This is a genomic window from Eisenbergiella sp. OF01-20 (genome assembly GCF_003478085.1).
Lineage (GTDB): Bacteria > Bacillota > Clostridia > Lachnospirales > Lachnospiraceae > Eisenbergiella.
Map to the genome: position 1 here is coordinate 1 of NZ_QUES01000043.1, position 12,668 is coordinate 12,668.

Consider the following 12,668-nt stretch of genomic DNA (forward strand, 5'->3'; position numbering starts at 1 on the left):
TGGCCGCACAGGGAAGCAGGCCCGGGGGACGCCATACTTTTTTATCTGCACCCCGCCAGGTTCCCCCTGTTTTTTTTCGCACACTGTGGTATGATGGGTACAAAAAAGGGCTTAACGCCAAAGACAAAGAATACGAAAGCGGGATATCCATATGAACCGGGAAGAATTTCTGCAGCAGTTTGAACCTATAAATGAAAATGATTTATACCGGGAACTGTATTTTTACCGGCCGGCCGCGTTTGAAAAACCCGTGGAAAGCTGGGAGGAATTCTGTTCCCGCTTTGCCGGGGCGGACGGAGGGGATGGGCGGCGGCTTCCTTCCGAGCCGCCCACGCCTATTGCCGCCTTTTTTACGGAAGAGGAATATTTTTCCCGGGAAATGTGGGGAGAGGTCAATGTCATTATCAATGCCAGGTACTGCCCTGCCTTTCTGCATAAGCTGGAATTTATTAAAATTATTTATGCATTCCGGGGAAGCTGCCGATTTTTTATCGACGGGCACTGGATTAAAATGACGGAGGGCAATGCCTGTATTGTGGCGCCGGGTGTGGAGCAGACCGTATTTTCCTGCGCCGATGAGGATATCGTGCTGAATCTGCTGATCCGCAGAAGCACCTTTGCCGAATCCTTCTGGGAACTGCTGGAAACGAATGACGGGGGAAGTATTGCCGATTTTTTCTGGAAAATGCTGTATCACAAGCCGGGAGGGGAGGTGCTGTTGTTTTCCAGCAGCCCGGACGTTCTGCTGGAAGAAAGTGTGATGGAACTTTATGAGGAGGCGGTGCTTCAGCCGGTCAAGAGCCGTCTGGTGATAAAAAGCATGATGATGTCTATTTTCGCTTATATTATGCGGTGGGATGAAAAGGATGTGGTCCGGTTAAAGAAAAAAGGGGACAGGGGACAATATCCCCTCGCCCGGTACCTGCTGTATATGAAAACCCATCTGGACAGCGTTTCCCTGGCATCACTGGCCCGTGAGTTCTATGTGAGTGAAGGGTATTTAAGCCGCTATTTCCGCAGGGAAACCGGCGCTTCTTTCAGCCATTTAATAATGGAAATGAAGATGAAAAGTGCGGCGGAGCTGCTGCTTAAGACGGAATGTAACATAGAGAAGATCATAGCGTTGGTGGGATATACGGATCAAAGTAATTTTTACAGGAATTTTAAAGCTATATATGGGTTAACACCGCTTGTATACCGCAAGAAAAAGGGGCAGGCGGAATTTATGCGGACTTATTAAGGAGTAGAGGACGGCAGGAGGAATCAAATGAATCTCAGTGACGGATTGGGAAAGGAAGAGATCGTTTATAAAAGCTTATACAGGCGGTGCAGGGAGCTTTGGGAACAGCCGGTAACGGACTGGGACGAGCTGGTGCGCCGTTATCATAAGGCCGGTATCCGTGAGATACCCACAGAGGCGCCTTCACGGATGGGCACGGTTCTTACCGAGTCGGATTTTTTTACGGAAAATGTGAAAGAGGTGGTATGCTTTAATCACCTCCGGTACTGCCCGCCGTTCCTTCACCGGCTGGAGTTTATTAAGATTATCTATGTATACCGGGGGAGGGTTACTTTGTATTTGAATGATGAAAAATATGAGCTGCAGTCGGGTAATTTCTGCATCATCACGCCGGGTATCCGGCATACGGTTTTTTCCGGACATGACGAGGATGTGATCATCAATATCCTGATGCGTGTAAGCTCTTTTTCCAACGCTTTTTCCGGGATTCTGATGGAACAGAATATCCTGGCGGATTTTTTCTGGAAAATACTCTATACCAAGCACAGCAACCGGGTGCTGGTATTTGTATGCAGCAACGATGCGAAGCTGGACCGCTGGGTGGAAAAAATGATGGATGAGTCGGCCAGAGGGCAGCATGCCAGCAACCTGCTGATGAAAAGCGGCGCCTGTATATTTCTGGGGATTGTCATGCGGGAGCATCTGCAGGAACTGCATTTGAAGGAGGAACTGACGGACGAGGTATATGTGCTGCCTGCCATTATCCAGTCAATGCGCAGCAGCCTTAAGACAATAACCCTCGATGAGCTGAGTCTGCAGTTCCATATGAGTGAAACGGATCTGAAACGGTATATCGTGAAAGAAAGCGGGTATACCTACCGGTACCTCCTCCGTGATCTGCGCCTGCGCAAAGCCGTGGAACTGCTGCGGGGTACCAAACTCAGCATGGAAAGGATCATGGAGGAGACAGGCTACAGCAACATGAATAATTTTTACAGGAGTTTCCGGGAGCACTTTGGGAAAACACCGTTGGAGTTCCGAAAAAACGAGGAAATCCTTATCTGAAGGAAAAGAACAGGTAACGGTAAGGGGGGAACAGTGACGGGAACAGAATATGGATGGAAGGCACGGTAAGAATTAGTTACCGTGCTTTTTTTTGATCCGGATCCCACATGATACTTTTCAGGAACGGCAGTGTGAAACGGGCAGAAAAGGTCATATAAAGCAAGTTTTGTATAGAGTGATATAGAGATGTTAGAAATATATAATAGAAACACACAAAACATACAAATTGTACTTTATTAAAAGGGGACTATGTTGTGAAAATTACAAGGAGGGAATGAAAATGGCTAAAAAAATGATGGCAATTGTTATGGCTGCCGCGATGTCGGTGACATTGCTGGCAGGCTGTGCGGGGAAAGGAGCGGACACGCCGGCGGCGGCGGATAACGCGGGCCGGACCACGGAAAACCAGGGAAGCACGGCAGCTGGCGGGGAGGAAGCATCCGGGGAGGACGGCAGCGGACTGGTTCCGATCACCTTCAGCAGGGCGCAGGATTCGCTGATGGAAACGGATATTTTTGCAAGAATGGAAGGGGCCAGCTATGAGGATAATCTCTGGACGGATTTGATCGCGGAAAGGCTTGGCTATGATGTGAAATATCTGTGGATTGCCTCCAGCGCAGAGCTTCAGACGCAGAAATTCAATGCGGCTATGGCGGCAGGTACGATTCCGGATATCGTATGTGTGAATAAGACAGACTTAAAGCAGCTTGTGGAAGCCGGTCTGGTGGTGGATATGAAACCTTATTTTGACGAGTACGCCAGTGATTTTGTCAAGGAATTGATTGCGGCGGGCGGGGATGCTGCGATTCAGGCATGTACCTATGACGGCGTGCAGTACGGGATTCCCTATGTGGACTGTGATATTGAGACGGCACAGATGCTTTGGCTGCGCCAGGACTGGCTGGACGAGCTGGGGCTGGAGGCACCGGAAACACTGGAGGAACTCAAAAACATCCTGGCAGCGTTCAAGGAGCATGCCGGCAGCGGCGGATCGGGTCTGGCACTCAGCTCCGATATTTACGGCAACAATTTTGATATCAAGGGCTGGTGCAACGCCTATGGGGCCTATCCCAAATATTGGATTGATGACGGAAGCGGAAAGCTGGTATACGGCAGTACCACTCCGGAAATGAAGGAGGCGCTGGGAAGCCTTGCGGAGCTTTTCCAGGAGGGGCTACTTGATCCGGAATTTTATGTAAACGACAATGACAAGGCAAAGGAAGCGCTTGTCAGCGGAAAATGCGGGGCTATGTACGGCTATCATGCAGGCTCCCTGTGGCCGCTGCAGGATGTGGTGGATGCCGATCCGGAAGCGGACTGGCGCCCCTATGCGCTGCCTGTAAAGAATGCGGGCGATACCATCAAACCCGGTATCCATATGTGTACGGCAAACTGGTATGCGGTAAGCAAGGACTGTGCCCATCCGGAAGCTTTGGTTGAGATGCTGAACTTATATTGTGAAAAAGTGCTGGATCCCGAAAAGAATGAGTATGCGGTATATGCCAATCCCGGGGACGGGCTGGAGGGTGTATGGAGGCTTACCCCGGTAACCATCAACAGCCCTAATAAAAACCAGGTTACGGCAAAGGCGATTGAAGAGCCTTTAAAAACCGGCGATCCCGGCGAGCTTACCGGGGAACAGTACAGCATGTGGGAATACAGCTATAAGGCGCAGAACGGAGATACCCAGCTTTGGGGATGGAACCGTGTATTCGGGGCGGACGGCTCTCAGCAGCAGCTGATGTCCTATCAGAACGACAGCAATGTGGAATTGGTATATGATCAGTTCTTCGGCGCTCCCGGTGAGATTATGACCACGAAGAAAACCACGCTGGATGATATGCTGGATCAGGTGTTCATCAAAATCATCGCCGGCCAGGAGCCTCTGGATTCTTTTGATTCCGTGGTGGAACAGTGGAAAACGGCAGGCGGTCAGGAGATGACGGACGAAGTGAACGAATGGTACTCTTAAATCTCTTTCTTACGGCCAGCGCGGCAAGTGCGCTGGCCTGACTGAATAGTTACAAACGCAAACATCGCAGGAGCCAAATGGCCTCCCTCCCGCTGCCGGCGCGTCGTGTCCGGGATTGAAAAGGATTTTTTTCAGTCAGTCAGACCGTACATTCCGATGAGCCCGAGGGCATCAAGTGTGTCAGGTGAGGCTGACACACTTGATCGGTCTCCTCTCCATGGTCTGAAATGACTGAAAAAAATTCCTTTTCAATCCCGGACACGACGCGCCGGCAGCGGGAGGGAGGCCATTTGGTTCCTGCGATGTTTGCGTTATAAAAAAGAACCATTTTTATGTGTGGTGTGGGAGGAACCGTATGGCTTCAGCAAAGAAAAAAGGAAAAAGCAAATATACCGTCGCTGTTTTTAAGAGGGAGCTGCCGCTGCATCTGATGCTGCTTCCGGGACTCATCCTGGTAGCCGTTTTCAGCTATACCCCTATGGCAGGGCTGATTATCGCTTTCCAAAAGTTTATTCCGAGCAAGGGGATGTTCGGAGACCAGCAGTGGGTGGGGCTGGGGAACTTCACTTATGTGTTCAGCCTGCCTGGTTTTGATCAGGCGCTGAAAAATACCATAGTCATCGCTTTCTGGAAAATCCTTCTGGGGCTGGCGGTACCTATCATTTTTGCACTGCTGCTGAATGAAGTGAATCGCAGCGGCTTTAAGAGAACCGTGCAGACCATCGTGTATCTGCCTTATTTTTTGTCCTGGGTGGTTTTGGGCGGTATTTTTCTGGATATGCTTTCGCCCAGCTCCGGTATTGTCAACCAAATACTTACGGCGCTGGGGGGAAAAAGCGTTTTTTTCCTGGGAGACAACCGTTATTTCAAGCCAACCCTGATCGTGACGGATATCTGGAAAAATTTCGGATACGGGGCCATTGTTTATCTGGCCGCCATTCTGGGAATAGACACGGATCTGTATGAAGCGGCGCAGATAGACGGAGCCAACCGCTGGAAGCAAGTATGGCATGTAACCCTTCCGGGCATGCGGATGATCATCGTGCTGATGATGGTACTCAGTCTGGGAAATGTGCTGAATGCGGGTTTTGACCAGATCTTCAACCTTTACAGCAAAGCGGTGTATGAATCCGGGGATATCCTGGATACCTTTGTATACCGCCTGGGCCTTATCGATGCCCAGTACGGGCCGGCTACGGCGGTGGGGCTGTTTAAGTCGATCATATCAACCATGTTCATTTCGGTTTCCTACTGGCTTGCCTATCGGTTTGCAGATTACCGGATCTTTTAAGGGAGGGCACAACATTGAAAAAAATGACTAAGGGACGTCTTGTCTTTCAGATAATTAATTATACCGTACTGATCCTTTTGTCGGCTTTGTGCCTGTTTCCGCTGCTGAATATCCTGGCTATGTCCTTTTCCAGCGCCACGGCAGTGGCGGCGGGGAAGGTTTCCGTCCTGCCGGTGGAATTCAATACCTATGCCTACAGCTATGTCATAGGAAAAAAGGATTTCTGGAATTCTCTGCTGAAATCGGTGGAGAGGGTAGGGATCGGGGTCCCCTTTTCCATGCTGCTGACGATTCTGGTGGCTTATCCGTTATCCAAGGAACGGACACAGCTGAGGCTGCGCAGCTTTTATTCCTGGATTTTCTTCTTCACGATGCTTTTTTCCGGCGGTCTCATCCCCGGTTATCTGTTAATACAGAATCTGCATCTGATGGATACAATCTGGGCGCTGATTCTGCCGATGGCGGTTCCGGTGTACAACATTGTGCTCATGCTGAATTTCTTCCGCGGCATTCCCCGTGAACTGGAGGAAGCGGCGCTGATAGACGGCGCCAACCAGTTCCAGACCTGCTTCCGGATATATGTGCCCTGTGCCAAGCCGTCGATTGCCACGCTTACCCTTTTCTGTTTCATTACCCATTGGAACAGCTATTTCGACGGACTGATTTTTTCCAATTTCCCGGAAAGCTATCCGCTTGCCTCTTTTCTGTATACGGTGGTGGTACAGAGGGATATGAGCCTTTTGAGCATGGAGCAGATACGGGAGCTTTCCCTGGTGGATGACAGGACGATCCGCTGTGCGCAGATTTTTATTGCGCTGATCCCGATCATGCTGATATATCCTTTTGCCCAGAAATACTTTGTAAAGGGAATGACAGTGGGTTCCGTAAAGGGATGAATATACATACCGGGAAAAGAGGTTACCTATGAAACTTACAACACTATTGACGCAAAATATAAAGAATCCCATCGGCCTGGGATGTACGGCCCCTTGCTTCAGCTATTCCCTGCATTCGGGAAAAAGAGGGGACAGGCAGACCGCCTGCCGGATACTTGCCGCTTCCCGGGCGGAGCTGCTGGAAGAAGGGAAGGCGGATCTGTGGGACAGCGGAAAGATGGAAACCGGACGGAATTATGCCATTCGTTATGAAGGAAAGCCGCTGCGCTCCAGGCAGGAGGTATTCTGGAAGGCTAAGGTATGGGATGCGTGGGGACTTGAATCGGACTGGAGCAGGCCCGCCTTTTTTGAAATGGGCCTGCTGGAGGAAACGGATTGGAAAGCCGGATGGATAGGGCAGGGGGATGCTTTTGCGGGAGATAAATCCGCGGCCCTGGCGGTTGCCGGGCCGTTTACGGCGCCATTGTGCGGCCGGGTGAAAAAAGCCAGGCTTTATATCAGCGGCCTGGGGCTGTTCCGGGCGGAGATGAACGGGGAACCGCTTTCGGAAAACCTGTATGAGCCGGGAGAAAGTTCCTTTAACCGCAGGGTATATTATGTGACCTATGACATTACGCCTTTTCTGAGGGAGGGGAGGAATGTTCTGGGCGTGACGCTGGGAAACGGGCAGTATGTGAATTTTGCCGTGGATCCGGTTATGAAAAAAGCGGACGGTACCTTATCGGAAAAACACAGATACCAGAAGGAGGATACCATTTTCCTGAAGAAAGGGATCTGCGGCGACAAAAAGCTGCTTGCCCAGGTGGAGCTTACGCTGACGGACGGGACCGTGGAAACCGCAGCCGTCAGCGGCGAGACCTGGAAAATCGGGGAAAGCCCGGTGACGTTCCAGAACTGGTATGGAGGAGAGGACTATGATGCTTTGAAAGCCCTGCGGGAGAAAGGCTGGAATACGCCAGCGGGGGATACCGGAAGCTGGCAGAATGCGGTACGGATGGAGCCTCCCCGGGGAAAACTTGCGGCGAGGGAATTCCCGCCGGTCCGCATCTGGGAAAGCTGGCCTGCAAAAAGCGTGACCAGGCTTCCCAACGGAAACTGGCTTGTGGATATGGGAAAAAACAGCGCCGGTTTTATCCGCCTGAAGCTGCATGACACGGAAGCGTATGCGGGACGGAAGATAGAACTGTATCCGGGGGAGGTGCAAAAGGCGGATGGCAGCGGTGTGGATCAGGCCTCCTGTACCCAAAGCTGTGACACCCTGTATCGATGCAGGGTGAAGGACAGCTATATCATCGCGGGGACAGGCAGTGAACAATGGCATCCCCATTTTTGTTATCATGGCTTCCAATACGCGGAAGTGAGCGGATTCCCCGGGATACCCGGGACGCAGAATTTCGAAGGCTGCGCCGTAAGACTGATGAATGAGAAGCATTCGGATTTTGAAACGGACAATGCCATACTGAATGCGATCAGCCGCATGACGGACCGTTCCATTGAAAGCAACATGATGTTCAGCTTTACAGACTGTCCGCAGATAGAAAAGCTGGGCTGGCTGGAAACCACGCAGCTGATGTTTTCCTCCATAGCAGCCGGCTATGATATCCGCAGCTGGATCCCGAAAATCATGTACGATATGCAGGATTCCCAGGTTACGGCAGAATCCGTCGGGGAAGAACTGACGGAGGCGGACCGCCGGAGATATCCGGGTTTTGCTTTTGACCGGTTTGCAAACCGGGAGACGGAGGAAGAAGGTTTTGTGCCGGGAATCGCACCGGAGTATTTCCGGATCGGCGGATTGTTCAAGGATCCTAACTGGGGAGGCGCCTGTGTGATGACTCCCTGGTATTATTACATGGAATACGGTGACGAGGAAATCCTGCGGCAGAATTTCACAATGATGCAGGCCTATGTGGCTCATCTGGAGCGGCAGTCCGTGAACGGTGTGCTGAAAGGGTATGCCCAGATGGGGGAGTGGGGGCAGCTGCATGAAAATACACCGGTGTCTCTTGTGGCGACCTGTGCTTTTTATCTCCAGGCTATAACCATGGCAGAAATTGCGGATGTTCTGGACGAACAGGAAGCTAAAGGACATTATCTGGAAATGGCGGAGCGGATAAGGGCCGGTTTTTATGGAGACAGGGAATGCTGGCAACCTGAAGAGGAAAGTTATGGAAACAAAAGCCAGGCCAGCTATGGCTGTGTTCTGTTTTCCGGTATAGGGAAGCCGGAGAATAGGGAAGAAGCCCTGCGCGGCCTGCTGAAGGCGGTGGCCGCACGGGAGGATCATCTCTCCTGCGGGGAAGTGGGACTGAAACAGGTATTTCATGCGCTGGCCTCCTATGGGGAAAATGAGACGGTTTACCGCATGGTCATGAACCCCACAGCTCCCAGCTACAGGCATCATGTGGAGCAGGGGCTTACCACATTGCCGGAATACTGGAACTATACCGAGCTGTGGAACGGGCTGGGACGTTCCCGAAACCACGCCATGATGGGCCATGTGAAGGAGTGGCTGTGCCGGTCCGTGCTGGGGATCATGCCCCTGGAACCGGGATATCGCCGGCTCAGGATCCGCCCATGGCTGCATGCAAAGATAAACCGGGTGGAAGGCTCCCTTTTTACCGTACGGGGGAACGTCAGGCTGGAATGCCGCAGGGAGGGGAATTCGCTTATTATGCGTACGGATATCCCTGTCGGAGCGCAGGCGGATGTCTGCCTGCCTTATGAGGAAGGGAAATGCTGTTATCTGGACGGGGAGGAATTCCGGGGATATGAAAAAACAGGTGACGGTTATCTGACAGTTTCCGGTGTGCCGTCCGGGAGCTACAGGTGGGAAGTCAAATACCCCGCCGCAGGCAACGAAGCATCAACCTTGATACACTGTGAACGTAACGAATGAAAGCAAGAAGCAGCGGCGGTACAATACGGGGCGGAAGCCGGCCGGGATGCGGACAGGAAGATCCGAAAGGAAAGAGCCCAAACAGGGACGTAGCGGCTCCTCCTCCCTGATACCTTTCAACAGATACCGCTTCCGTTCTTCGTCAAAGGCATCCCAGTGCGTACACAGCACACCTCCTATTTTTCCCGGATAATGCAGCTTTTCTGCGATATACTGCGCTTCCACCATGTAACCCGGCATATGACCCGCCTGATCCGGATCCATAAAAACAGACGGAAAAACGGAAAACCCCTCCTCCAGAAAGCGATCCACGGACGGATACCCATAGGGAGGACTGCCGGTATCATATATCTGATAGACGGTTCCGGGGAAGGGAAGGAACTGACGGCTCAGGAATATCTTTCCTTTCTGGAAGCCTCTTCCCGAGAGGGAATTACCCTCTATGCCATTGAAGGGAGGGATTCCAATCAGATCGATTTGATGCTGACACTGGACAAAGATGATATCTTGCTCTATCAGCCGTTTTTGGCCGGGCTCCAGGACCGGTTTACACAGCGATTCAGCATTACGGCCACCATAGGGTTCGGAACAATATATCCGCAGCTCAGTCTTGTTTCCATTTCCTACATGCAGGCGTCCCAGAAAATAAGAGGCCGGAGCCTCAAGGACGATGGAAAAAACCTGTACCATATGGAAGAGGATAACGGCAGCCGTTTCTATCAGCAGATACGAAACTACTTTCCCCGTTTCCGTTCATCTGCTCTATAATGAAGGATGAACTTCTCATGAAAGAGGAACACCGAAGCGCCAGGAATCCCTATCTATCGTAGAACGGATTCAGGATTATATTGACGGCAATCTGCAAAACCAGCAGCTTTCCATCACCGGCATGTCTCATGAATTCGGTGTATCCGCCTCCTATCTGTGCCGTATTTTTAAGGAAAAGTATGGGATTATCGTTCTGAAGTATATCAATACACAGCGGATCGGCTTGGCAAGCAGCTTTTGGTTGACACGGATCTCACTGTTGAAGCAATTGTAAAGGAAATAGGGTTCGTCAACTCCTCCAGCTTTATAAGAAAATTCAGCGGCGTTGTCGGCATTACTCCCGGAAAATACCGGGAAACCCGGCTTAGAAGCTGACTGAGTTCTGTCCTCGTCCAAAAGGGCGACAGTCCCGGAACCGGATCCCTCCGAACCGGGCTGCCGCCCTTCTTTATATCCTCCCATAAATACATTTACTCCACTTCGCATATGCTTTCACATAATCGATCCCATATTCTATTCTGGCTTTTATGTCGCTTTCAGCCAAAACCGTAAAAGAAAAAAGAATATCTTCTCCAATGGAAACAGCTGTTGGCCGCAGAATCCAGTCAGTGCTATCATTTTTTCCATACCACTTCTCTGCAAGATCCATTACGAGATCCGGATGGGTTTTGGAAATGTCATTCAGATTATTTGCCACACTTCTTCTGACATACAGGGAAGAATCGGTTTTTAAGTTTTCCAATATGGGGCCCGGTTCCCCTCTGTTTTTTTCCGCACAATGTGGTAGGGTGAGTACAAAAAAGGTTCTGTTGCCAAAGACAAAGAATACGAAAGCTGGATATCTATATGAACCGGGAAGGAATTTGTGAATTATGGGCATGCAATATGCCACATAACTTTGTGTACTGTTAGTGTTGTAAATAATTTTATTTGCATTGTGTTGACAGTGTAAATAAAAAGTGGCATAATATACACAAAGAGAAAGGAGGAAATTAAATGGCTCAAACAAATATCAATATCCGCATGGATGACAACTTAAAGCTACAATTCGACCGTCTTTGCAACGAACTCGGATTAAATATGACAACGGCTTTCAATATTTTTGCAAAAACAATGGTGCGGCAGCAAAGAATCCCGTTTGAGGTAGCTCTTGATGTTCCCAACGCCGAAACTTTAGCTGCGATTGATGACGTAAATCACGGGCGCAATCTTAGCAAGTCTTTCCATAGTGTTACGGAACTGATGGAGGACTTAAATGCTTGACGTAAGATATTCAACTAAATTTAAGAAGGATTATAAAACGATTATCAAACGTGGGTATAATCCTCAACTACTGCAAGATGTTTTAGAGATTTTATGCAGCGAACAGCCGTTGCCGCCCAAGTTTAAAGATCATAATCTAACCGGTAATTACGAAGGGCACAAAGAATGCCACATCACTGCTGACTGGTTGCTTATCTATAAAATTGAGCAGGAGATTTTGACCTTGTCATTAACCAGAACCGGAACCCACAGCGACTTGTTTTGAAACACGCCCCGAACCCATCACGGTCCGGGGCGCTTCTATACCGACGTTTAGATTGCCCTATCCAGTAAAGCGATGGAAAGATCTTTAACCGGAAAAGAGGGACGAAATACTATTGTAGATCAGATATTTATAGGCAGAAAACCGTGATTGCCACTGAGGTGGCAGTAGTGCTGGCCGCTACGACCCTGTTTGGGCTCTTTCCTTTTGGATCTTCCTGTCCGCATCCCGGCCGGCTTCCCTGTATTCATTTATTCATTTTATATACCGGATCCCCCGGATATCCGCCCTTGATCTTCTGCATTCCCCTCTGCACTGCATCTTTGGAATTTTTCCAGTCCGCATCCTTATTGCGGTAGTCAAATTTCTCTATCAGCCAGTCCACATCCCCCGAGACACGTTCCATGTTTTCTTCCATGAGATGTAATACCACCGGATAGAAGTCTTTTTTCTCCGCATCATTCAGATGGGAGTCCGCATGGCTGCATAAGTCGCCGAAATGGTGAAGGCAGAAGCCTTTGCTTTTTTTGAGTTTCTCCCTAAAGGCATCATCGTTTTTATATAGGTAGAAAAAGGTATCCATGTAGCGGGCGTATTCCTTTGTAAAAAAGTCGCAGATATAACAGGTTTTTTCTTTTTCCGCCACCCAGGAGGCAATGGGATTGGCTTCGGAGGGCTTTCCCTTCAGCTTGTCCATAAGGGAAGTTTTGCCCGGTGTAAAATGAGAAAACTGCTCCTTCATTTCCGCGATGAGCTTTTTGTAATGGGTCTTGAGGATCCAGCCGTTTCCAAGGGTGTTGCCGTAATCAAACATTTTCTTGTAATGTATCCGGCAGAAGCCGGCCTTGTCCGTGGCCTCCCTTGTGTCGCTTTCCATATAGGAAGCGCAGGAACCGAGTACGTAATCCATGATATCCTGCTCCACATTCCGTTCGATAAAACAGAAGGGGCATTCGTCCTCTGCATTCATGGCATCATTTAAAGGGATGGTATATAGTTTTTCTTTCATTTT

Annotated in this window: 12 protein-coding genes; 10 read left to right on the top strand and 2 right to left on the bottom strand. The window is 50.0% G+C overall.

Annotation, left to right across the window (positions count from 1 at the left end; genetic code table 11):
* Nucleotides 1–151: 151 nt before the first annotated feature.
* The 8 genes from DXA36_RS28545 (at nucleotide 152) to DXA36_RS34460 (ending at nucleotide 10,506) form a co-directional block, all read left to right on the top strand.
* A complete protein-coding gene (locus tag DXA36_RS28545) occupies nucleotides 152–1,240 on the top strand; it encodes an AraC family transcriptional regulator (protein WP_118682672.1) in 1,089 nt (362 codons plus the stop codon).
* A gap of 27 nt (nucleotides 1,241–1,267) precedes the next feature.
* Nucleotides 1,268–2,305 (top strand): AraC family transcriptional regulator, encoded by a 1,038-nt coding sequence (locus DXA36_RS28550; protein ID WP_118682673.1) that lies wholly within the window; start codon nucleotides 1,268–1,270, stop codon nucleotides 2,303–2,305.
* A 280-nt stretch (nucleotides 2,306–2,585) separates the two neighbouring features.
* On the top strand, nucleotides 2,586–4,277 hold the full coding sequence (locus DXA36_RS28555; protein WP_118682674.1) for an extracellular solute-binding protein: 1,692 nt from the start codon (nucleotides 2,586–2,588) through the stop codon (nucleotides 4,275–4,277).
* Nucleotides 4,278–4,632: 355 nt separating this feature from the next.
* On the top strand, nucleotides 4,633–5,568 hold the full coding sequence (locus DXA36_RS28560; protein ID WP_118682675.1) for an ABC transporter permease: 936 nt from the start codon (nucleotides 4,633–4,635) through the stop codon (nucleotides 5,566–5,568).
* A gap of 23 nt (nucleotides 5,569–5,591) precedes the next feature.
* The gene (locus DXA36_RS28565) at nucleotides 5,592–6,464 is read left to right on the top strand and encodes a carbohydrate ABC transporter permease (RefSeq protein ID WP_118682711.1); all 873 of its coding nucleotides are present in this window, start codon (nucleotides 5,592–5,594) and stop codon (nucleotides 6,462–6,464) included.
* A gap of 28 nt (nucleotides 6,465–6,492) precedes the next feature.
* The gene (locus tag DXA36_RS28570; RefSeq protein WP_118682676.1) at nucleotides 6,493–9,363 is read left to right on the top strand and encodes an alpha-L-rhamnosidase; all 2,871 of its coding nucleotides are present in this window, start codon (nucleotides 6,493–6,495) and stop codon (nucleotides 9,361–9,363) included.
* A gap of 156 nt (nucleotides 9,364–9,519) precedes the next feature.
* On the top strand, nucleotides 9,520–10,131 hold the full coding sequence (locus DXA36_RS28580) for a hypothetical protein (protein ID WP_147366657.1): 612 nt from the start codon (nucleotides 9,520–9,522) through the stop codon (nucleotides 10,129–10,131).
* 237 nt (nucleotides 10,132–10,368) lie between these two features.
* Entirely contained in the window at nucleotides 10,369–10,506 is a 138-nt protein-coding gene (locus DXA36_RS34460; protein ID WP_118682679.1) for a helix-turn-helix domain-containing protein, read from the top strand.
* A gap of 73 nt (nucleotides 10,507–10,579) precedes the next feature.
* On the opposite strand, the gene DXA36_RS28590 is transcribed toward DXA36_RS34460, so the two are convergent.
* Nucleotides 10,580–10,873 (bottom strand): hypothetical protein, encoded by a 294-nt coding sequence (locus DXA36_RS28590; protein WP_118682680.1) that lies wholly within the window; start codon nucleotides 10,871–10,873, stop codon nucleotides 10,580–10,582.
* A 254-nt stretch (nucleotides 10,874–11,127) separates the two neighbouring features.
* Between DXA36_RS28590 and DXA36_RS28595 the strand changes: the two genes are divergently transcribed.
* Both DXA36_RS28595 and DXA36_RS28600 read left to right on the top strand, forming a co-directional pair.
* The gene (locus DXA36_RS28595; protein ID WP_118682681.1) at nucleotides 11,128–11,394 is read left to right on the top strand and encodes a type II toxin-antitoxin system RelB/DinJ family antitoxin; all 267 of its coding nucleotides are present in this window, start codon (nucleotides 11,128–11,130) and stop codon (nucleotides 11,392–11,394) included.
* On the top strand, nucleotides 11,387–11,659 hold the full coding sequence (locus DXA36_RS28600; RefSeq protein ID WP_118682682.1) for a type II toxin-antitoxin system RelE/ParE family toxin: 273 nt from the start codon (nucleotides 11,387–11,389) through the stop codon (nucleotides 11,657–11,659). Before DXA36_RS28595 ends, DXA36_RS28600 begins: the two co-directional genes overlap by 8 nt.
* Nucleotides 11,660–11,903: 244 nt before the next feature.
* On the opposite strand, the gene DXA36_RS28605 is transcribed toward DXA36_RS28600, so the two are convergent.
* Nucleotides 11,904–12,665, bottom strand: a complete 762-nt coding sequence (locus tag DXA36_RS28605) for a DUF6062 family protein (protein ID WP_118682683.1) — start codon at nucleotides 12,663–12,665, stop codon at nucleotides 11,904–11,906.
* Nucleotides 12,666–12,668: the final 3 nt, after the last annotated feature.

Coding starts and splice junctions, on each gene's coding strand:
- DXA36_RS28545 (WP_118682672.1), top strand. CDS start 152: ATGAACCGGGAAGAATTTCTGCAGCAGTTTGAACCTATAAATGAAAAT.
- DXA36_RS28550 (WP_118682673.1), top strand. CDS start 1,268: ATGAATCTCAGTGACGGATTGGGAAAGGAAGAGATCGTTTATAAAAGC.
- DXA36_RS28555 (WP_118682674.1), top strand. CDS start 2,586: ATGGCTAAAAAAATGATGGCAATTGTTATGGCTGCCGCGATGTCGGTG.
- DXA36_RS28560 (WP_118682675.1), top strand. CDS start 4,633: ATGGCTTCAGCAAAGAAAAAAGGAAAAAGCAAATATACCGTCGCTGTT.
- DXA36_RS28565 (WP_118682711.1), top strand. CDS start 5,592: ATGACTAAGGGACGTCTTGTCTTTCAGATAATTAATTATACCGTACTG.
- DXA36_RS28570 (WP_118682676.1), top strand. CDS start 6,493: ATGAAACTTACAACACTATTGACGCAAAATATAAAGAATCCCATCGGC.
- DXA36_RS28595 (WP_118682681.1), top strand. CDS start 11,128: ATGGCTCAAACAAATATCAATATCCGCATGGATGACAACTTAAAGCTA.
- DXA36_RS28600 (WP_118682682.1), top strand. CDS start 11,387: ATGCTTGACGTAAGATATTCAACTAAATTTAAGAAGGATTATAAAACG.
- DXA36_RS28605 (WP_118682683.1), bottom strand. CDS start 12,665: ATGAAAGAAAAACTATATACCATCCCTTTAAATGATGCCATGAATGCA.